Raw genomic sequence first — 19792 nt, forward strand, 5'->3', positions numbered from 1 at the left:
CACCATTGCCTCCTCAATCGCCTTGGAACTTCGGCTGCCGGCCTTTCCGCAAAGCCGTTGTGGCTCTGTGGAAGTCATTCGACTTTACGAGGACCCGCTGCCCTTCGGCCTCGAACGCTTGTACGGCTTCGAGGTCGGTGAGCGTGGCCGCCGCCAGTGCACGCTTGATCCACCGGTACGACTGTGTCGGCCCACAGGCGAGGATATTGGTCAACGCGGTCAGCTCCGCGTCGTAGGCATCGTCGCCGACGACGTGCGAGATCATTCCCCAATCGAAAGCGTCTGCCGCCGAGATCTTCTCGGCCGTCATGGCCATCCTGGCTGTCCGTGCCCGGCCGATCGCCGCGGGCAACAGCGCGGATGCGCCGCCGTCGAGCATCAGACCGACCCTGGTGAAGGCAAGCTGGAAGTACGCCGATCGGGCGGCGACCACCAGGTCACACGCCAGGGCGAGCGGGCAGCCGATGCCGACCGCTGGGCCGTGCACCCCCGCGATCACTGGTTGGGGCATCGTGGTGAGCGCTTGCACGACCTTGCTGGCCGCAAACACGGCCCCCTTGGTGTTGCCGCCGCTGAGATCGCCGCCCGAACAGAAGGCTCGTCCCGCACCACACAGTTGCACGGCGCGCACGGAATCGTCGTCGGCCGCCTCGAGCAGCCTGTCGAGCAACTCGTTGAGCATCGGCGTGTCGACGGCGTTCAGCTTCTCCGGCCGGTCCAGCACCAGCCGGAGAACCGCACCGTTGCGGTTCACCGAGACACCGTTGATCGCCACCGCCGTCACAATCCGAGATCGCGGCCGATGAGGTCCTTCATGATCTCGGTGGTTCCTCCGCAGATCGTCTCGATCCTGACGTCGGCCGCCGGATCAGTCCGCGTGACGACCACGACGAGGTCGCAGTTGAAGCCCGACGAGATGAAGGTCTTGGAACCGTTGCGATCCAGCCGTCCCGATCACGCACACCGGAGGTACCGCTCCCGGCTCGGTCATCGCGATCGCGACGATGGTCTCGCCGGTGTTGATGGTGGGCAGCCAGCGCTTCTTCTGCTGGCGTTGGCAAGGTGTTTGAAGTAGGGGCCGACAACGTCGTTCTGCAGTGTCAGGGCGGGTACCGTCGTGCCCCATTTCGACAGTTCCTCGTTGATCGACGATGCGGTCACGCTCCCACTTCTCGGCGTTCGGCGCGACCTCGCGCTCGAGGTACTGCTTGGTGGTCTCCCGAAGCTGCTCGTGCTCGGCCTCATAGATCAGGCGTTTCATGTCAGCTCACTCACCGTGGATTCGGCGCATTTCTTGCCCGACTTTTCCCGCCATCCGCGAGACGACCTGAGCCCCACGTCTTCGTAGCTCGTCGTCGGGCACCGGCAGGACCACAGCTCCCGACTGCTTTGATGGGAGCAGCACTTTCGCGCCACCCTTCGTCGTGGTTTCGTCGCGCTGGTTGGTGGCAGCGACGTCGATCGACACGAACTCACCGGGGCCTTCGCCCTTGGCCGTGACGCTGCCCGTGCATCGGTGGATGTCGCCGTGATAGTTGAATCCGCGCAACTGTAGGTCCATTTCGGCCAGCCAGCCGTCGTCACCGATCCAGTTGGTCAGCAGATGGCTGACCCACGCGGCCCGCATCTGACCGTAATCGTACGGAGCGGGGATGCCCAGCGCCTTCGCGCGTTCGGGATCCCAATGCAACCGCTGAACGACGTCGGGCACCCCGTACTCGTCGGAGGTGTAGAACGCCGGCATGCGCTTGCGCAGCTGATGGGCGAACTTCAGGGGGCCAACACCGTAACCGCCCCAGCCCCATCCCATGTGCATGCTGATGATGTCGACGACGGTCAGCGGCCCCTTCATCACCTGCGGCAGCGCGTCGCCGACGCTGACGTCCTCCCACCACTGTGGCTCCGCACCCCGCCGGGCCTCGGCTTCGTAGGCCGATTCGACCTGAGCGAATTCCTCCGCGCTCCAGCGCTGCCGCTCGATGTGTGAGTACTTACCCGACTTCTTCGAACCCTGCCGCTCGGCATTGATGTACGACTCATCGCGGGTGGCGATCGGATTGCCGTCGGCGTCGACGTAGAGGTAGCGGAACGTCTCCTTGACCGACCGCCCGCCGGAGAACTCGCTCTCCTTCACCTCGACGTCGAGGGTGAACGTCTCCATCAGCACAGGCCGCCCGGCGTAGATGGGCCGATACCACGTCCATTTCACACCCGCGTAGTACTTTCCGGTGCCGCGGAACAGGCCGCGGAACAGCTTCTTGCGTTCGGGGTCGGCGAACTTCGGGGTCTGGTCCAGGCCCGTGCTGATCGGAAACGTGGGCGAGGCGATCTGACCGTGCCAGCGAGTGTTCGCTCCATACGAGGGGTCGTAAAACAGCGGATTGTCGTCGCCACACCCGAACGCGAAGTGGCTGATCGCATCCGCGTTCGGCAGCTTGTTCCACGCCTCATCACGCTGGTTGACGGCGATGCCGATCTGGGCCTTGGCGCGCTCGATGTCCTCGTCGGTGATGCGGCCTTCGACGGCGGCGGTTTCGGTGGTTTCTGTGGTTGTCATGTCACTTCTAGACCTTCAACATGGCGCCCGCATCCACCTTGAACTGCAGGCCGGTGACGTAGCGGGATTCGTCGGATGCCAGGAAACAGACGACGTTCGACACATCGCCCGGCTCGATGTACGGAATGGGCATTGCCTGCAGCGCGGGAAACGCCAGCAGCGCGTCATCGCGGGTCGGCTGATCGAGATCCGGTCGGAACTGCCGGTACATCGGATCGCTGTTCAGCATCGCTGTGTTCACGTTGGTAGGATGAATCGCGTTGGCGCGGATCGATTGTGGGGCAAGCTGCGTGGCCAGCTGCAGAGTGTAGGAGTCCACCAGCTGTTTGGCGTAGTTGTAGCCCGCGCCGCCCGGGCCCATGGGTCCCGCCATCCCGGCAGGCACCCTGGCAGCGAGAAGGCCGGCAATCGATCCGGTGGTGATGATCGAGGCGCCTGTCCGCAAGTGAGGCAGCGCCGCGTGCACCGTGTTGACGACTCCGATGAAGTCGACGTCGAATGCGTCGACGAACGCCTGGATGCCGAGTTGGGCGCCGAGCGGGCAGATTCCGGCGTTGGCGACGACAACGTCGAGCCTGCCGAACTCGGCTACCGCGCTGGACATCTCGCGCACGACCGCCGCCCGATCGCGGACATCAACCTCGGCCGTGTAAGCCCGTTGGCCCGTTTTCTCGACCTCGAGTCCAGCCTCTTCGAGGTCGCGCGGTGTGGCGAGCGGATACCCGTTGGTATCGATGTCATGGCAGATGTCGAACAGGATGATGTCGGCCCCTTCTTTGGCCAGTTTGACGGCGTGGCTACGGCCCTGACCGCGCGCTGCGCCCGTCACCAGAACGACTTTGTCCTGCACGCGTCCCATCTTGAGTACCTGCCTTCCTAGTTCGCTTGGTGGAGCTCCTCGAGCAGCGCCACCAGGCGCCGCCGGTCGACTTTGAACGCCGCACCACGGGGCAGTTCGTCCACGACGAACACCTGCGTCGGCACCTCGTAGGGGGTCAGTGTGGTCCGGCAGTGCTCACGGAGCGCCTCACCGCTGGCGTCCATATCCGCTCGCAACTCGACTGCCGCGACCGGGATCTGACCTAGCCGCTCATCTCGCAGACCGGCGACCGCGGCGTCGGCAACCGCGTCATGTGCGCGCAAGGCCCGCACGACCGTGTCCGGCGCGACCTTGAAGCCGCCCCGGACGATGACGTCATCGGCACGGCCGTCGATGTAGAGGTAGCCGTCCGCATCGATGTGGGCAAGATCGTTCGTAGTGACCCAGCTTTCGCCGGACGCGCCTACCTGGGCCGACGCCACTTGCAACCGACCGGTGCGTCCCGGGGGCAACACACACCCGTCGTCGTCGATCACCTGGAGCCGCACACCGGGAAACGCGCGTCCGACGCTGCCCCTCTTGGTGACCCACGACGCGCGGAAATCCTTGAGCGTCCAACCCGCCACGGCGCCGGCGAACTCGGTCGCGCCGTAGGTAATCAGGATGGGGATGCCGTACCGGGCTAGGAAAGCGTCGACGAGCTCGGCGTCCACCGGAGCGGTTCCCGCAATCAATGCGCGCAGGCTGGCCAGGTCCTCGCGGGGGATGTCGGAGTTGAGCACGGACCGGATCGCTGGCGGCGGTAGCCCGGCGACCGCAGGCTTATGTTTGGCGATCACGGCGTGCCAGCCGGACAGCGTGAACCGCTTGAGCATCACGATGGGCCGCCCGGCCACCAAAGCTTGAAGCAGAGACCACAAGCCGCCGATGTGCACGATGGGAAGGGTCACCATCCCGACCGCGCCCGTCAGCGGCGGCTTGTTCCGGGTCGCGGGGCGGTTGTTGTGCTTGAGTGCCGCCGACAGGGCAGCTTCTAGCTGCCCGCGCCGCAGGGGTATGCGCTTCGCCGGTCCCGTCGTGCCCGACGTCAGCATCTCTATGGCGACACCCGGATCGCCGGCGGCTGCGCCGCGGAAAGCTGTCGCGTGCAAGGTGACGTCATATCCGTCGACGGCGAACACCGCCGCGCCCGTAGCCGCCGCGGCACCGGAGATTTCGGGGTGGTCCAGAAGCTGCAGCGGCGCGATGACGTAGTCGGCACTGACGGTCGCGAGATCGGCGGCCAGGCGGTCGGCCGGTTGCAGCGGGTTGAGGGTCACCAAGGTGCGATCTGAACGAAACAGCGCGATCACGGCGGCAATTGATTCCATCCGGTTTTCGAGCACGACGGCGACGCGGGCGCCGGCGCCGCCGCCGGCAGCGGTCAGTTCACGGTCGATGTCCTCGGCCAGCCCCCGCACCTGACCCCAGGTGAACCACTGTCCCTCCTGCTGCAGCATGCGCGCATCGTCGGCCGCATTCCACAGCTGCCCCAGCGCCTCGTGGATGCTCGTCATTCCCACCTTCCGGTCTCTTCAACGCGCGCACCGTTTCAACCAACGTAGTCGACATGGTTTACTAGGTCAATCTACTGAAGGAGGTAGTTATGGACTTCTGCCTTTCAGGGGAACAAGAGCAATTGGCTGACGCCGAAAGAGCCTGGCTCGAGCGCCACGATCCCATCGCGAAGGTACGAGAGTCATTGGACAAGACGGTGATTCGGCTCGACCGACAAGCCGCGGCCCACGCCGCCGACTCCGGTTTGCTCGGGCTGTTGACGGCTGGTGTCGGAGGCACACATATGGACCTGGCGGTGTGCAGCGAGGCGCACGGCTATGCGGCCAGTTCGCTTCCCATAGCGGACCTTGCGATCGGTCGATGGGTGCTCGAGCGGGCCGAGATCGACGCGCCGGAGGGCGCAATTGTCGGCGTGGCCCGCGTGGCCGGCCAGACCACCCACCCCGTTCCGATGGCCGCCGACATGGACAGCTTGGTTGCCGTCCGCGAAGCCGACGACGGCGATTTCGTCGCACTGGTGGCCAATCCACCTTTGGTGTCGATGACGACATTGGATCTGACGCGGTCGTGGACCAGGCTCGATCTCGGCCAGACCGCACTTCAGTGGGCGCCCGCCCCGGCCGGCTGTGTGGACCGGGTCCGTGCGGCGCTGGCTTTGCACCGGGCGTTGGACGCGCTGGGCGGCGCGGCGCGACTGCTCGAGATGACCGTCGCATACGCCGGACAGCGCGAACAGTTCGGGGCGCTGATCGGGTCCTTCCAGGCGGTTAAACACCACTGCTCGGACATGGCCGTCGGCGTCGAAGCCGGACGCTCGACGCTCTGGGCCGCGGCGTTCGCCTTGGACAACGCGACCAAGGACGTCTGGAAGCCCGCAGTTTCGGCGGCGGCTGCGTACGTGAAATCGGCGACCAGCCGGGTTGCTAGCACCGCTTTGCAGGTTCACGGCGGCATCGGCTTCACCTGGGAGCACGATCTGCACCTGTTCCTGCGCCGCATCAAGGTCGATGAGGCGTTCGACGGAACCGTGGCCGAGCATCGGGCTGCGCTGGTCCCCGCGTGACTAGCCGCGCGGCAGGCCCAGTCCCCGTTCCGCGATCAGGGTGCGCATGATCTCCGAACTTCCCCCGGCGATGGTGAACGCACGGGCGTAGAGCCACTCGTCCTGCCAGCGGCCGCCATCAAGGGCCGCGGCGTCACCGTGCACCAGCACGCCGGCTTCACCGCCGAGTTCGACTGCGAAACACGCGATTTCGAGGTTGATCTCGCTGAACATCAGCTTGCTCATCGCGGCGTCGTGCGAGCGTTCCTTGCCTAGCAACCAGCGAGTGAGATTGGCGTCCGTAAGCGCCGAGAGCGCCGCCACTTCGGCTTTGAAGTGGCCGATCCGATCGCGCACCCGATCGCTCTCCAAGGCTGGCCGGCCGCCGATCTCGACACGACGCGCGAGGTCGACCAGGTCGTCGACGGCGCGCTTCAACTTCACTACGACCGCACCGACATTGGCCCGTTCGTGGGCCAGGCTGGAGTTGGCGATTTTCCAGCCTTGGCCCGGCTCACCGATCATGGCTTCGGCGGGTATCTCGACGGAGTCGAAGAACACCTCGTTGAAGTCCGAAGTGCCAGTCAGCTCCCGAAGTGGCCGCACGGTGACGCCGGGCGCGGACATGTTCAGGATGAAAGCGCTGATGCCCTTGTGTTTGGGTACCTCGGGATCCGTTCGGGCGAGCAGGTATCCGAATTCGGCCCAATGTCCGTCGGTGGTCCACACCTTCTGGCCGTCGACGACGTAGGTGTCGCCGTGGCGCACGGCGCGCGTGCGCAACGAGGCCAGGTCGCTTCCCGCGCCCGGCTCGCTGAATAGCTGACACCAAAACTCTTCAGCTGCACGTATTTGCGGCAGATAGCGGCGACGCTGATGGTCGTTGCCGAACTCAATCAGTGCGCGCGACGCCAACACGCTGCCGCTCTGCGCCCCGGGCGCCTGCGCGCGAGCCAGTTCCTCGGCCACGACGATCGCATGTTCGGCTGAACGGTCATCACGCCCCCCGAACTCGGTGGGCCAATCCATGCCAAGGTAGCCGGCTTCGTACAACCGCGCGGTCCACCGCCGCAAGGCTGCAAACTCGGCCTCATCCTCGGCGCTCCGCACGCCCGCGCGATAGGGAATCGACGGGGCGTGTTCGGCGATGAAAGCTCTCACTTCGATGCGGAAGGCGTCCAACCCCGGAATCATGATCCGACCTCCTGTTGGCTGAGCAGGGTTTGGGCAGCGCGGTCGCGCAGAGCGTCGGAGCGTCCGACTAGCACCGCGTTGGCCCTGGCTCGACGCAACAGCAGATGGGCGGGATGTTCCCAGGTGAAGCCGATTCCGCCGTGGACCTGCACCGCGCCCTCGGTGATCGCCACCGCGGCATCGAATGCGGCAGCCGCGGCAAGCTCTGCGGAACAATCCTTTTCGCCGACCTCGAGGTTGGCGGCGGACAGCACGAGCCCCCGGGCACTTTCCAACGCTACGAGCATGTCCGCGCATCGGTGAGAAACGGCTTGAAAGCTGCCGATTGGACGGCCGAACTGCTCACGCTCACACGCCCAGTGCACCGACATCGCCAGAGCCCGCGCCGCCACCCCGACGGAGTCGGCCGCCACCGCGAGCAGACTGTGGCGTCGGGCGATCGCGAGGGCACGCTGCAGATCCGGTCCTTCGCCCACGATTTCGCCGCGGGCCCCGGATAGGGTGAGCGCACCGATCGTCGCGCTGAGGTCGAGCGCCTGTTGGGCGTCGATGTCGATCCCGTCCTCCTTCGGATCGACCACGACGAGGACTTCCCGATGTTGCGTACGGGCAAGCACCAGCAGCACTTCGGCCGCCGGCGCGCCCGCAACGACAGGAATCATCCCGCTCAACCGCTGCCCGTCCCATTCGGGAAGCGAGGGCCCGGTCGTCAGCCAGCCGGTGTCGTGCAGCGGCACCGCAAACGCTGCCGTCGCCCCACCCACGATGCGCTTTGCGGCTGCTTTGGCCCTGGCGGCGACGGCGACATCGAGCGCGGTAACGGTGGGAACCAGAGGAACGGGCGCAATCGCCTTGCCCACCTCCTCGATGGCGGCGTACAACAGTCGCCTGCTCGTGCCCGCGCCACCCAATGCCTCGTCGATAGCTAAGCCGGGTAACCCGAAATCGACCAGCGCCGACCACAGCTGGTGGTCGGTGGCGTCGATTAGGCGTGTCTGGTCCAAAATCGGGGCGACATCCGCGTGGGCGCGCAGGGATTCTGCGAGAGCGTCGCGCAGCTGCCGTTCGTTAGGATCCGACACCGCGAGCGGCGAGCCCGGGTCGACCGCAGCCGGTCTACGGCCTTCACCGCGATGCGATGGCAGGCCGAGAACCGACTCGGCGATCGTATTGCGCTGTATTTCGGCGGTTCCCGCACCGATGGTTGTCGCTCGGCTCATCAGGTAGCCAAAAGTCCAGCGACCCTTGTCAATCGCTCCGGACGCGCGACTGCCCAATGCGCCGTGCGGCCCGGTCGCCCGCAACGCCAGCGCGTGCAGATCCTGCTCGAACTCGGACTTGACCAACCGGTTTACCGACGCCACGCCGCCGGGGTCCTCGCCGCGCAGCACCGCGTCCAAAGCGCGGGCGCTGTTCGCGACGATCGTGCGGACACCGAGCTCCAACCGCGCGACAGCCTGGCGAACGATCGGGTCGGCATCCAACTGTTGCGCGCGCACCAGCGCGATGACCCTGTCGGTTGTCGTGCGGTATTTGAACTCGTCGGCCAGAAACGCGGTGGCGCGCTCATGGCCGAGCGACGTCCGCATGATGGTCCACCCGCACCCCTCGTCGCCGACCCGGAGGTTGATCGCGACCTCGACATCGTCGAGGAACACCTCAGCGAAGTGCGCCGCGCCGCTGATGTCGCGTAGAGGCCGCACCTCGACGCCCGGGCTGTCCATCGGGATCAGCAGATAGGTGATGCCGTCGGTGCCCCGTCCGGCCGGGCCCGTCCTGACCAACGCGAACATCCAGTCGGCCCGGTCGGCCATCGACGTCCACACCTTCTGGCCGCTGACCCGGTACACGCCATGATCCCGCACCGCCCGTGTCGACACCGAAGCCAGATCACTGCCCGCCCCGGGCTCGGAAAACCCCTGGCACCAAAACTCATCGGCGCGCAGGAGTGGTTCGAGGAACCTGGCCTTCTGTTCCTCGGTGCCATGAGCGATCAGCGTTGGGGCGACGATGAACGACAGCGGGCAGGGATGTGCCGGAGCTCCGGCGGCAGCGGTGATCCGGTAGTACTCGAGTTGCTCTTCGAGGGATAACCCCATTCCGCCGACCGACTTCGGCCACCCTGGAGCGGCCAGCATTTCATCGACCAGACGGGATTGCCAGGCCCGGGCGGCATCGATGCGATCAAGTTGTGGGCCGGAACCAGCCGCCTGTTCGCGCCGATAATCATCCAGTAGCTCCTGAAGGCGCGCACGCCAACCACCAACCGTGGTCACACTACAAAGCTAACTTGGTTAGTTATGTCCGTCAACCCGTCGATTCATCTGCGAGCACAAGTGAAATCTCGCGACAGCCCGCGACGAACCTGATTGTCGTATTGGACCGGAAAGCCGTCTATCCGCGCGCTTGATTCTGCGAGTCAAAGGTTGGTCATCGTGGACGAACGGCCGACCTCGGCGAGCGGAAATACCAACAAGACAGGCTGGCCCTCGCAGCGCCTCCGAAGTCACGGAAACCGGAGCGCTGAATGTACTTCACCGATGCTTCGAGCCGAGCCATGACTCGCAATCAAATGCGGATCACTATTCCCTGAGTCAGCATGACGGCAACCGCGATAGTGAGAATGAACAGGTAGCAACCGGCGACCAACGCAATTGTTTCCCGCCACATTCCCGCCTTGGTGGCAGGAGGCAAGAAGAACTCCGCGGGCATATCCTTCATGTCGCGACGCTTGGGCTCAACCAACTTGCGCCTTCCTTGGCTAGGGAACATATGGGCTCTGCGCACCGAGAATGACGCGTAGAACCAACAGAGGTCCGACAAGAAACAGGAAGAACGACGCTTGGAATCCGACGAACCAAGCGCCCAAACGCATTAGCTCGAACCGCCATCTCCGAATCGTGACCTGATAGTCGAGGAACCCGTCGAATTCCGCTGTCTTTGCTATCCTTTGCGGCCTCGTCGCCAGCCCCAAGGCGCCGGACACCGGCGCCGGAACCGGTTCGCGCGACGGGTCTTTGGCCGTCGTGTAACGGTCCAGGCCGCAGAGTCGTTCCAAATGATTCAAGCCGCGGATAGGCGGTTTACCGGCCCAATAGGCGATCAGGTTCGGCCAAGTGCACATCAGCCCGATGGTCCACAACAGTGTGATCCGTCCGCCGCTGTTCCACACCAGAACGGGGCCTATCCCGGGATCGTAGGTCCACCAACCCATTGCCGTGGCCAGACCTTCGACGATGAAGTCCCAGACATAGTTGACCGGAACAGCAAGCACGAGCATGGATTTCAGCATGCTCCAGCCAAGCCGAGACGAAAGCCACTGGCTCAGCCAGAGCACAAGCAGCGCGTGCACGCCCCAATAGACCGCATAGGCGAAAGGCATGAACAATGGGTCATGGGGGGTTTTCAGCGGAAGCCAGTCCAGCAGGTGGTGCTGAGCGAACGCCGGGCTGTAGAACAACATCTGACCCCAGTCCCCCACCGTTTCCATCCAGTACACGGCCATGCTGTTGAACAGGAAGAGGAATCCCCAGGTGAGGCGGCGTCGTCGAACGACATCGGCCACCGCTAGCACGATAAACCCGGTCCCGGCGATCGGAATTACCCAATTGAAAAACCAGACCCCGGTCGGGTTTACAGTTACCGGTGGGCAGAAGTGTCCGATTGCGCAGATCATTGGAACGTCTCTTGGTGGCTCAAGCCTGCCAGCGCAGTTCGAGTGAGTTCAGCCCGAACACCTGACCGCCATGCTCGACGGGTTCGGCCGCGAGTGTGTATTCGGGGATTCGGCGGTGCCACTCCTGAAGCAGAACCGCCATCTCCTGTCGAGCAAGGTGAGATCCGAGGCATCGGTGCGGGCCGCCTCCGAAAGCGATGTGCCGGCTGATCCCGCGGTCCAGGTCGACGCGACGTCCGCCGGGGAACATGCGGTCATCGCGATTCGCCAGCGCCATCGGGAAGGCCGCCATGTCACCGGCCTTCACCGGACAGCCATGGAAATCCATGTCCTGAGTCGCTTTCCGGGCGGTCTGCACAATCGGGTAGGCGCGCAGCAACTCTTCGACCGCGTGCGGAATGATGCTGGGCTCGTTGATAATCCGCTCGCGGTCACCGGGATGCGTGGCCAAATGGAGCATCGCGTAGGACGTTTGGCTGGCCACGGTGTCGAGCCCGGCCATGAACAGCAGCAATAGGCAGTTCAACAACTCCAGATCATTGATCGGCTCCCCATCGATCTCCCAGTCGATCGCAGTGCTGACAATGTCCTGGGCGTCGGGGCGGCGCTCGGCGCGTCGTCGTTCGATGAGCCCCTGGAAGAAGCCCATGACATGTGTCATTCCCTCGAGTCGACGCGCGTTGACCTCCTCGCCCACCCCTTCTTGGTGCAGGATCATGTCTTCCCAAGTGAGGAAGTCATCGAGATGGTCGATCGGCATCCCCATGAGGTTGAGAAACACGATGGACGGGAAGACGCGCGCCAGCTCGGTGACGAATTCACAACCGCCCGCGGGCTTCAGCGTGTCGATCAGCTCGCCGACCAGTCGGTGCTGGTCGTCCTTCATGCCTTTGACGCGGCCGGGCGAGAAGTAGTCGGCCAGCACCTTGCGCCACTTCGCGTGGTCGGGAGGATCAATCATCACCGGGATCCACTTGTAGGGCGGATCCGGCTCGGTGGGAACGATGACGCTACTCGACCACAGTTCGGGGTGCTGCAGACCGTCCAGGATTGTCGCGTAGTCGGTGAACATCCAGTAGCCGTCGGCTTCGGTGCTGCGCAGGGCGGGTCTGACGTCGTCCTGAATCGCGTCGAGAAGCTGGAAGTGGGAGAGCGCCGGCGCCGATCGTCCTGCCATCAGCTCCACGTTCCTGACAGGGCATGAAGTGACTGTGTCGTTGTCGGTCATGGCTTCCTCTCGTGAACTGTACGGATGCGTGGTGCTGGGTCGATGGTCGATGGAATGCCACGCGTCAGATGCGCGGCGAGATCGGTGAGCGCCTCAATCGCCACTGCCACGGACTGCTGGGCCTCCCGGGTCAACCCGAGTCGCTCGCCGCTGGCCGGCGCGATCGCAGGAACGATAAAGACGCGAAACCGCCTGCGGACAGCCGCATCCGAGCGGTCGAGTTCTTGAGCGGCGAGATAGGTCTGCTCGACCAGGAAATCGATGAGCTCGTCGATCTCCAGGTCGGTGCGTACCTCACCATTGCGCTGGCCCTCGAGTAGGGTCGGAGCCACTGCATCGACGGCCACCTGGTGCACGTGTGGGTGGTGGACGGAAGCGGAACCCTGGGCGATGAGCGCCGAGATCGCCGGATCCGTTGGCAGCTCACGTGTGGTGTACACCAGGGCGGCTTCGACCTTTGCCAGGACACCGACTTTTTTCGCCATCAACGCTTCCACGGCCGCTACGTGGCGACGGGCCCGAAGCAATGCAACCTGCACCAACATCTCTGAGACGCTGCCGAGTTGGCGAAACGCTGTAGCCCTGGACACGCCCGCTCGCGTGGCAACGACTTCCATTTGCACGGCGTTGATTCCGCGCTCTGCGATCTCGGCGTCAGCTGCCCGAATCAAACGATCGCGGACGGTGCCGTCATCCGACGGCACAACCTCCACCGCCATCATGTGATGGCTCCGGCGATCTTCAGCTCGATCAGGCGGTCGTCGTCGATGCCGAGTTCCCGAACGACCTCATCGGTGTGTTCCGCGAACTGAGGCGCCCGCGTCAGCACCGTCGGGATGTCGCCGAACTTCACTGGGCTTGCGACTAGTTTCTGTGGATTACCCTCTGCATCAACGAATTCGGCGATAAGTCCATTGGCTAGCAACGACTCGTCATTGGCGAGCTCCCACGCATCCTGCACCGGTGCCCACTGCCCCGCACCGCGGCTGAGGCGTTGTCGGCAATCGGCGAAAGTCTCGCCGGCGATCGCATCACGGACGAGCTCGTAGGCCGCTTCATGGTTGTCCAACATGGATTCCAGCGTGGCGAAGCGCGGATCGTGCGCGTAGTCGTCGAGGCCCATGAGGCCGCAAAACTCGGGCCAGTACTTCGTCGGCTGAAGCATCGACAGCTGGACGAACCTGCCGTCGGACGTCCGGTAGCAACCCGTGAGCGGGTTCCCCGGCGCCTGGGTTCTGCGTTCGGCTTTCGGCAGTGGACCGCCGGACAGCATCGCCATGTTGACGCTGAATTGGGTGGCCCAAGCGCCCACGGCAAGCAACGACACGTCGAGCACCGACGGGCTACCCGTAACCTGTCGGCGGTATAGGGCCACAGCGACTCCTCCGGCGATCGACATGCCGCCGACGTTGTCGCCGTAGGCTCCGGCGGGCATAAATGGTGGTTGCTCGGCATCGGAAGCCATGACGCCATCGGCACTACCACCGCGTGCCCAAAATGCCGTCGCGTCATAACCGCCCGTATTCCGGTCGGGGCCCTCCGCGCCGAACCCGCTACCCGTGACGTAGATGATGTCGGGGTTGACGTTGCGCACGTCGGGAATATCGATGCCCAGTTTGTTCCGTACAGAAGGCATGTAGTTGGTGAGGAACACGTCGCTACGCCGGATCAGCTCCTCGAGCAACGGGCGTGCGTCGGGATTGTCAAGTGCCAAACCAACGCTGCGCTTGCCTCGATTAGGTGCTTCCATGATCGGCGCGAACGATGATCCCGGAACTGTCGCCGCGGCGCCGAGCACGCGCACCAGTCCACGTTGAGCGTCCCCGGTGACCGGATGCTCGACCTTGATCACATCGGCGCCCCAGTCGGCCAGCACAGCACCCGCGGACGGAACAAAGGTGAATTGGGCGACCTCCAGTACGCGAACCCCATCGAGCGGACCCGGCGTCACACCGAACCTCCTGCGACCATGATCGTCGTGCGTCTCAAAATTGAGCCAATACCAGGCGACCGTATCACTCAGGCGGGCTTATGGGGAGGCCTTGGTCACGAATTTGAGGCTTTAATCGATGATGTCGCGGACTTTGGTCTTCTCGTAGCCCTTCAACATCGCGGCGCCCGCCGCCTGCATGTGCCGGCGCCAATGCGCTTCGGCTGCGTCGCCCTTGCGCGCTTCGACCAGGTCCGCGAGACGCGTGTAGGACTTGAGCAACTTGCTGTACTCTGCCGCCGGTACGGAGTTGGTGGGGCTCGCGCCCGATATCGCTGTGGCCGTGTGGCGTTCACCGATTTCGTGAAGCATGCCCGCAATGATTCCGAGGGTCGCGTTCCCCGAAAGTTCGACCATGCGCCGATGCAGCTGCGCCGAGGCCTGGGCCAAAGTTCCCGTCTCCCACGCGCGGGGCACGTCGTCTATCAATCGTCGGAGTTCTTGATGGGCCTTCCTGGTGCCGTCGTCGGCCAGCAACTTGGCGGCCGGTGGCTCGATGGCGGTGCGCGCCGTCATGACGTCCGCAAGCGTCGCGCCCGATAACGCCAATAGCAGCCCTGCCGGTCTGGCGACGATCTCTGGTCCAGGTACCCGGACCCGGGCGCCAGTGCGCGAACCGCGGCGCACCTCAACGAGGCGCTCGGATTCCAAAACTCGCACTGCCTCCCGCAAAGTCGGCCTGCTGATCTGAAAGTGTGCGATCAAGTCCACTTCCCGGGGCAGGAAGTCGCCGTCTTTGAGCTGTCCGTCCACGACCATTCGCCGCAAGGTGCGTGCTACCAACTCAGCTGTCTTGGGCGCGCGTACTGCGCCAGGCGCGGCTTCTGCTGAGATCATCGGTGCAAGGGACTCGGGCCGGGACAAGGGACTCCTCGCTGCGTCAGGTATTTCACTCAGTAAACCATGTAGGTCCCGTTTTCCAGTGCCGATTCTGTGTTCAATCCCGCTCGCACATCAGCCGTATGGCTGCGTCGTCGTACCTGGACCGTCTGTGGGCGCTGACCAGAAAACTCGGCGCAGCCAGGAAACTAGTCTCCGGCAGCCGTTTCCGACTCGACAACATGTCGCGCGCCTGGGCGGTGTCGCCGCACACCGCTACCGCCCAGAGCATGTCGTCGGTGACGTGTTCTGCCATCGCTGCCGGCTGACCTCTGAGGAATGCAGCCCGGATTGCGCTCACCTGGTCTTCCCAGCCGTGCATTTGTACGAGTGAGTCGTAGGTCCGCACGGTCAAATAGAAAGCTATTTGCAGACGGGCATCGTTGATCGCTCGTTGCGGGTCGGTGTCATCGACCGCGGTGATGAGCCACCCCCATTTTTTAAGAGTGCCCACCGGGCGTCCTCCGGTGTTCGCACCCGCGGCCAGTTCGGGCTCGACCGCCTCCTCCCACCAGCGGTCGGTGAACAGCCCATGCCCCAAAATGCCGTCAGCGACCTGTCCCGCGGTGCGAATCATCACCCTGTTGAATGCCCCGACAACGATCGGCACGTCAAGTGCGCCAAGTACCGGTGCGCGAATGTCGGCATCAATGCTATAGAAGTCGCCGTGATACTCGATCGACTCGCCGTTCTCAGCCCGCAGGAATTTCCCGACGACGTCGATCAGTTCGGCCATGCGGGGTGCCGGGTGGTCCGCGGTGACACCAAACCAATCTCGGTTCATCCGGGCGGTCCCCGCGCCCAGTCCCAGAAAAACGCGGTCCCCCGCCCGCTTTGCCAAATGGCGGACGGACGCAGCGTGGATGAATGGCGACCGGGCGAATGCGTAGGCGATGCCGGGCCCGACCATCGCGGTCGACGTCGAGCGCGCCATTTCTGCGGCGGTTACGTAGGCGCTCAGGTCGGCGAACTCGCCGGCGCAGAAAGCGACTGCTCCAGCGGCCTCCGCCTTCGCCGCCGTCTCCTCGCCTGGCCATGGCAATCCCCACTGCATGCGTCGAGAGCCCTCCAAGACAAAAGTGACCTAGTCATCTGGGCGACTTAGGCACCACGGCCGTGCGGTACCTGCGAAGGCGACCCAGGCAAGCAAGACTACCCCAACATGAATAACCAGGTTAACTTGGTACGTGAAATGGAAGATTGGCGATCACGCTTGACCGCGCACCTTCGGCGGCAGGCAGGGCTGCAGCGTGGCCAGGTTGACGTCGAACTGCATCACGCACACTGCCACCACGAGGAGGAAACTAGTGCCGCCGCCATCCGCACCCGCGATGGTGAGCCCGCTCATGTTGTCGCCCAGGGCTCCCGCGGACATCAGCGGAAGGCCGTTATTCCTCTTCGAGCACGAGTGCCATTTCGGGACAGGCCGCGACACCGTCGCGCGTCTTGCGCTCGTCTTCGGGCTTGACCTGGTGCTCCTCCACAATGCTGTAACCGGAATCGTCGATCGGAAACAGGTGGGAATCGACGGCATAGCACTGCGCATGCCCAACACACCTGGACTGCTCGAGACGGATCTTCATGCTGGTTCCTCACTTCCGTGGCGATGTGCGACGTCGATCCTGAGCCGCTTCTTGTCGATCTTTCCGCTCGCCAGGGTCGGCAATTCGTCCACGATCACCAGCCGTCGTGGGATCTTGTATCCGGCCAGCCGTGCGCGGACGCAGTTTTGCACCGTTTCCAGCGTGACGGATGCGCCGGGCTGCACAGTGATGACGGCACATACGGTTTCGCCCCACGTGACATGGGGCGTTCCGATGACCGCGCAAGCTGCGACGCCCTCGACCCGACCTACCGCATCCTCGACCTCGGGCGAGTAAACGTTTTCGCCGCCGGTGACGATCACGTCCTTCTTCCGATCAACCAGATAGAGCAGCCCACGCTCGTCGAACCTGCCGATGTCGCCGGTGTGGAACCAACCGTCACGCAACGTCGCCAGCGTCGCCGCGTGATCGGCCCAGTAGCCACGGAAACACGAGTTCGATTGCACGGCAATCTCGCCCGGCTCACCGACCGGCAGGTCAGCGCCGTCCTCCCCGACGATTCGGACCCGAAAGCCCGGAAACGGGAACCCGACGGACCGCAAGACGTCCGAGGAGTCGACCCTGTGCAGTTCGCGGGGCAGTCCGGAGACGATCGCCTCGGTCTGCCCGTACAGGTTCAAAAACCCGGCGGATGGAATCGTCGCCAACGCCCGCTCGAGGACGCCCAGGGGCATCGGCGCGGCGGAGTAGACGATCGTCTTCAGCGACGCGACCTGCCCGGCGTCGGTCACCGCGCTCAGCAGCGCTCCCAGCATCACCGGCGCCAGGTGCAGGAGGGTGATGCGCTCCTCGCACACGAGACGAACCGCGTCGATCGGATCGAACTTCTGCTGCAACACCACCGTGCCCCCACGGGCATGCAATCCGGCGATGATCGCCATGGCGCCGACGTGGAACATCGGCATGTTGATCAATCCGCGATCGTCCGAGCCCGTGCACATCTCGGCGTTCATGGTGAACGCGACGCGTCGCTGCTCTCGTTGGCCGAGGATGCAACATTTGGCTGCACCGGTGGTGCCGCTGGTGAAGATCAGGTAGGCGATGTCGTCGGGGTGTGCGCGCAGCACCGGTTCACCGCGGGCGCCGCTCGCGGCAAAGTCTTCGAAACTCACCATTCCGCCGTCGCCGGGTCCGCCGATGCACACCGGAAGTGGCCGAAACGGCAGTTCGTGCGCGATGTCAGAAACCATGGGCGCGAACTCGTCCGCAACGAACACCACCGATGGCCGCACCCGCGCCAACGCAGCGTGCACCTCGTCGCGCACGAGCCGAAAGTTGATCGTCGCCATGATGATTCCGCTGAGCTGGCAGGCCGCCATCACCTCGCCGAACTCGATGCTGTTGCGGCTCATTATCGCGATGCGGTCCTGACGTCGCACACCGGCAGACGCCATCGCGGAGATCAGTTGCGCCGCGCGCTGCCGGAGTCCCGCATGGGTGATCTCGCGATCATTTATGCGGTATGCGATCACATCGGGGAAGCGTCGGGCATTGTCGGTGACGATGTCACCCAACGTCATCGACGCCTCGCCAAGTTCGGACACGGCGTTACCGGCTGCTGAGCAGCATCGAACCGGCGACGGGTCCGCCGCCCACCCCCACGGCGACCACTTCGGGTGTCCTGGGTGCCTGCCGTTGGCCGGCCTCGCCCCACATCTGCACGCAGGCCTCGTGTAGAAATCCCATGCCGTGCAGTCTGCCACCCGACAACTGCCCACCGCTGGTGTTGATGGGTAGTTCTCCCTCGAGCGCGATGCGCTCGCCGCCTTCGATGAAATTGCCCGCCTTGCCCTTCTCGCAGAGGCCTAGAGCTTCCAGCCACATGACGGTCAGGAACGAGAAGCCGTCATAGACCTGGGCCATGTCAACGTCGCCAGGCGTCAACGTTGTGTTCTTCCAGAGCGTTTCGCACGAATCGTGGGCAGCCATTGTGGTGAGGTCCGAACGCTGATCCCAGGTCGCACGCTCGAACATGCCGGGCCCGACGGACTCCACCGTCAACGGATGGCGGGGCAGTCCGTTCGCGGCGTCCCGGCGCGAGACGATGACGGCCGTGGCTCCGTCGCAGGGAATATCGCAGTCGTAGAGGCACAGTGGTTCGGAGATCATTCGTGCGCCGAGGTAGTCGTCCATCGTCATCGGCTCGCGGTAGATGGCGTCGGGGTTCAGTCCGGCGTTGCGGCGGGCGTTGATCGCGATCGCCCCCAGTTGTTCTCGGGTCATCCCGTAGTCGTGCATGTACCGCTGCGTGGGCATGGCGAGCCAGTTCGCTGCGGACAACGCGCCGAACGGTGCGACCCACTCGAGGTGGGGAGGCAGCTTGCCGCCCCCGAACAACACCGACGCCCTGCCACCACCCCCCTGTTGGGCCGCGGTGGATTCCCACACCGACCTGAACACCACGACGTGGTTCGCCAACCCGAGGGTGACCGCCATGCATGCCTCGATCGCCGGGCCGATCTGTCCGGCGGTCTCGAAACTGGACATGTACCAACGAGACCGCAGCCCAAGCGCATTGCGCACATCTTGAATACCGGCACCCGAAAACCCCGGATCGGGCACGCCGGGGCCGGGATAGCTGGCGATACCGTCGATGTCGTCAACGTCCAGCCCGGCATCGGCGATCGCACGCAGCACCGCCTCCAGCGTCAGGTCCAGCCCGGTCCGGCCCAACCTGCGGCCGACCTGCGACTTGCCCGCACCGGTCAGGACCGCCTTGCCGTCGAATGGGCCGCCGCTCATCGAAACACGTACCTGGCGATCAACTCGGCCACGGCGGCGGGCTTCTGCGACCCGTCGACCTCGACGGTGTGCCGGACGGTGAGGTTGACGGTGTCGTCACCGTCTCTCACCGCGTCGGCGAGTTCCGAGCGCACCCGCACCCGACTACCCGCCGTCACCGGGGCCAGGAATCGGACCTTGTTGAGTCCATAGTTGATGCCCATCTTGGCGTTCTGCACGCGGTAGTTGTCCTTGCTCAGGCCTGGAATGAGCGACAGGGTCAAAAAACCATGAGCAATGGTCGTGCCGTAGGGACTTTCGGTTTTCGCGCGCTCCACATCGACGTGGATCCACTGGTGGTCCACGGTCACGTCGGCGAACTGGTCGATACGCGACTGATCCACCTCGAACCACCGGCTGACCCCGAGTTCGGCGCCGATTGCCGCGATCGCCTGTTCTGCCGATCCGATCGTCTTCATTCTCGCTCCCGTCAGACCGCCAATACAGATATCTATTTAACGGTA

General features: G+C 64.4%; 19 protein-coding genes and 1 pseudogene. 1 reads left to right on the forward strand and 19 read right to left on the reverse strand.

Annotated elements, in window-relative coordinates; genetic code table 11:
- Window positions 1-13: 13 nt before the first annotated feature.
- The 5 genes and pseudogenes from BST14_RS03840 to BST14_RS03860 form a co-directional block, all read right to left on the reverse strand.
- Window positions 14-769: an enoyl-CoA hydratase-related protein gene (locus BST14_RS03840; protein ID WP_083063337.1), complete on the reverse strand. Its 756-nt coding sequence runs from the start codon at window positions 767-769 to the stop codon at window positions 14-16.
- An 89-nt stretch (window positions 770-858) separates the two neighbouring features.
- Window positions 859-1261, reverse strand: a pseudogene (locus BST14_RS03845) (acyl-CoA dehydrogenase); the annotation flags it as partial.
- 6 nt (window positions 1262-1267) lie between these two features.
- Window positions 1268-2557 (reverse strand): FAS1-like dehydratase domain-containing protein, encoded by a 1290-nt coding sequence (locus BST14_RS03850; protein WP_083063263.1) that lies wholly within the window; start codon window positions 2555-2557, stop codon window positions 1268-1270.
- A gap of 7 nt (window positions 2558-2564) precedes the next feature.
- Entirely contained in the window at window positions 2565-3416 is an 852-nt protein-coding gene (locus BST14_RS03855) for a mycofactocin-coupled SDR family oxidoreductase (protein WP_083063264.1), read from the reverse strand.
- Window positions 3417-3433: 17 nt separating this feature from the next.
- Window positions 3434-4933, reverse strand: a complete 1500-nt coding sequence (locus tag BST14_RS03860) for a class I adenylate-forming enzyme family protein (RefSeq protein ID WP_083063265.1) — start codon at window positions 4931-4933, stop codon at window positions 3434-3436.
- A gap of 89 nt (window positions 4934-5022) precedes the next feature.
- Between BST14_RS03860 and BST14_RS03865 the strand changes: the two genes are divergently transcribed.
- Window positions 5023-5997 carry an acyl-CoA dehydrogenase family protein gene (locus tag BST14_RS03865; RefSeq protein WP_083063266.1) on the forward strand — a complete coding sequence of 325 codons (975 nt, stop codon included), beginning with the start codon at window positions 5023-5025 and terminating at the stop codon, window positions 5995-5997.
- Here the strand turns inward: BST14_RS03865 and BST14_RS03870 are convergent, their stop codons facing one another.
- The 14 genes from BST14_RS03870 to BST14_RS03930 all read right to left on the reverse strand — a co-directional run bounded on the left by BST14_RS03870 (window position 5998) and on the right by BST14_RS03930 (window position 19747).
- The gene (locus BST14_RS03870) at window positions 5998-7170 is read right to left on the reverse strand and encodes an acyl-CoA dehydrogenase family protein (protein WP_083063267.1); all 1173 of its coding nucleotides are present in this window, start codon (window positions 7168-7170) and stop codon (window positions 5998-6000) included.
- The gene (locus BST14_RS03875; RefSeq protein ID WP_083063268.1) at window positions 7167-9446 is read right to left on the reverse strand and encodes an acyl-CoA dehydrogenase family protein; all 2280 of its coding nucleotides are present in this window, start codon (window positions 9444-9446) and stop codon (window positions 7167-7169) included. The genes BST14_RS03870 and BST14_RS03875 overlap by 4 nt, the downstream gene beginning before the upstream one ends.
- Window positions 9447-9738: 292 nt before the next feature.
- Window positions 9739-9915 carry a DUF7156 family protein gene (locus BST14_RS30270; protein WP_169926047.1) on the reverse strand — a complete coding sequence of 59 codons (177 nt, stop codon included), beginning with the start codon at window positions 9913-9915 and terminating at the stop codon, window positions 9739-9741.
- 16 nt (window positions 9916-9931) lie between these two features.
- Window positions 9932-10846, reverse strand: a complete 915-nt coding sequence (locus tag BST14_RS03885; RefSeq protein ID WP_142279248.1) for a spirocyclase AveC family protein — start codon at window positions 10844-10846, stop codon at window positions 9932-9934.
- Between the two features lie 19 nt (window positions 10847-10865).
- On the reverse strand, window positions 10866-12023 hold the full coding sequence (locus BST14_RS03890; protein WP_083063339.1) for a cytochrome P450: 1158 nt from the start codon (window positions 12021-12023) through the stop codon (window positions 10866-10868).
- Window positions 12024-12070: 47 nt separating this feature from the next.
- On the reverse strand, window positions 12071-12796 hold the full coding sequence (locus BST14_RS03895) for a TetR/AcrR family transcriptional regulator (protein WP_245845285.1): 726 nt from the start codon (window positions 12794-12796) through the stop codon (window positions 12071-12073).
- On the reverse strand, window positions 12793-14025 hold the full coding sequence (locus BST14_RS03900) for a CaiB/BaiF CoA transferase family protein (protein WP_083063270.1): 1233 nt from the start codon (window positions 14023-14025) through the stop codon (window positions 12793-12795). Before BST14_RS03900 ends, BST14_RS03895 begins: the two co-directional genes overlap by 4 nt.
- 111 nt (window positions 14026-14136) lie before the next feature.
- Window positions 14137-14928, reverse strand: a complete 792-nt coding sequence (locus BST14_RS03905) for a FadR/GntR family transcriptional regulator (protein WP_083063271.1) — start codon at window positions 14926-14928, stop codon at window positions 14137-14139.
- Window positions 14929-15001: 73 nt separating this feature from the next.
- A complete protein-coding gene (locus BST14_RS03910; protein ID WP_083063272.1) occupies window positions 15002-15997 on the reverse strand; it encodes an LLM class flavin-dependent oxidoreductase in 996 nt (331 codons plus the stop codon).
- A gap of 153 nt (window positions 15998-16150) precedes the next feature.
- Window positions 16151-16318, reverse strand: a complete 168-nt coding sequence (locus BST14_RS30015) for a hypothetical protein (protein ID WP_158085849.1) — start codon at window positions 16316-16318, stop codon at window positions 16151-16153.
- Between the two features lie 13 nt (window positions 16319-16331).
- Window positions 16332-16526, reverse strand: coding sequence for a ferredoxin FdxE (gene fdxE, locus BST14_RS03915; protein ID WP_083063273.1), 195 nt, complete (start codon window positions 16524-16526; stop codon window positions 16332-16334).
- Complete coding sequence (locus BST14_RS03920; protein WP_438502124.1) at window positions 16523-18091, reverse strand: class I adenylate-forming enzyme family protein; 1569 nt, start codon at window positions 18089-18091, stop codon at window positions 16523-16525. The genes fdxE and BST14_RS03920 overlap by 4 nt, the downstream gene beginning before the upstream one ends.
- A 4-nt stretch (window positions 18092-18095) precedes the next feature.
- Window positions 18096-19289 carry a thiolase family protein gene (locus BST14_RS03925; RefSeq protein WP_083063274.1) on the reverse strand — a complete coding sequence of 398 codons (1194 nt, stop codon included), beginning with the start codon at window positions 19287-19289 and terminating at the stop codon, window positions 18096-18098.
- Entirely contained in the window at window positions 19286-19747 is a 462-nt protein-coding gene (locus BST14_RS03930) for a MaoC family dehydratase (protein ID WP_083063275.1), read from the reverse strand. The genes BST14_RS03925 and BST14_RS03930 overlap by 4 nt, the downstream gene beginning before the upstream one ends.
- Window positions 19748-19792 lie beyond the last annotated feature (45 nt).

Origin of the sequence: Mycobacterium arosiense ATCC BAA-1401 = DSM 45069 (assembly GCF_002086125.1) — a bacterium.
GTDB classification, from domain to species: Bacteria; Actinomycetota; Actinomycetes; order Mycobacteriales; family Mycobacteriaceae; genus Mycobacterium; species Mycobacterium arosiense.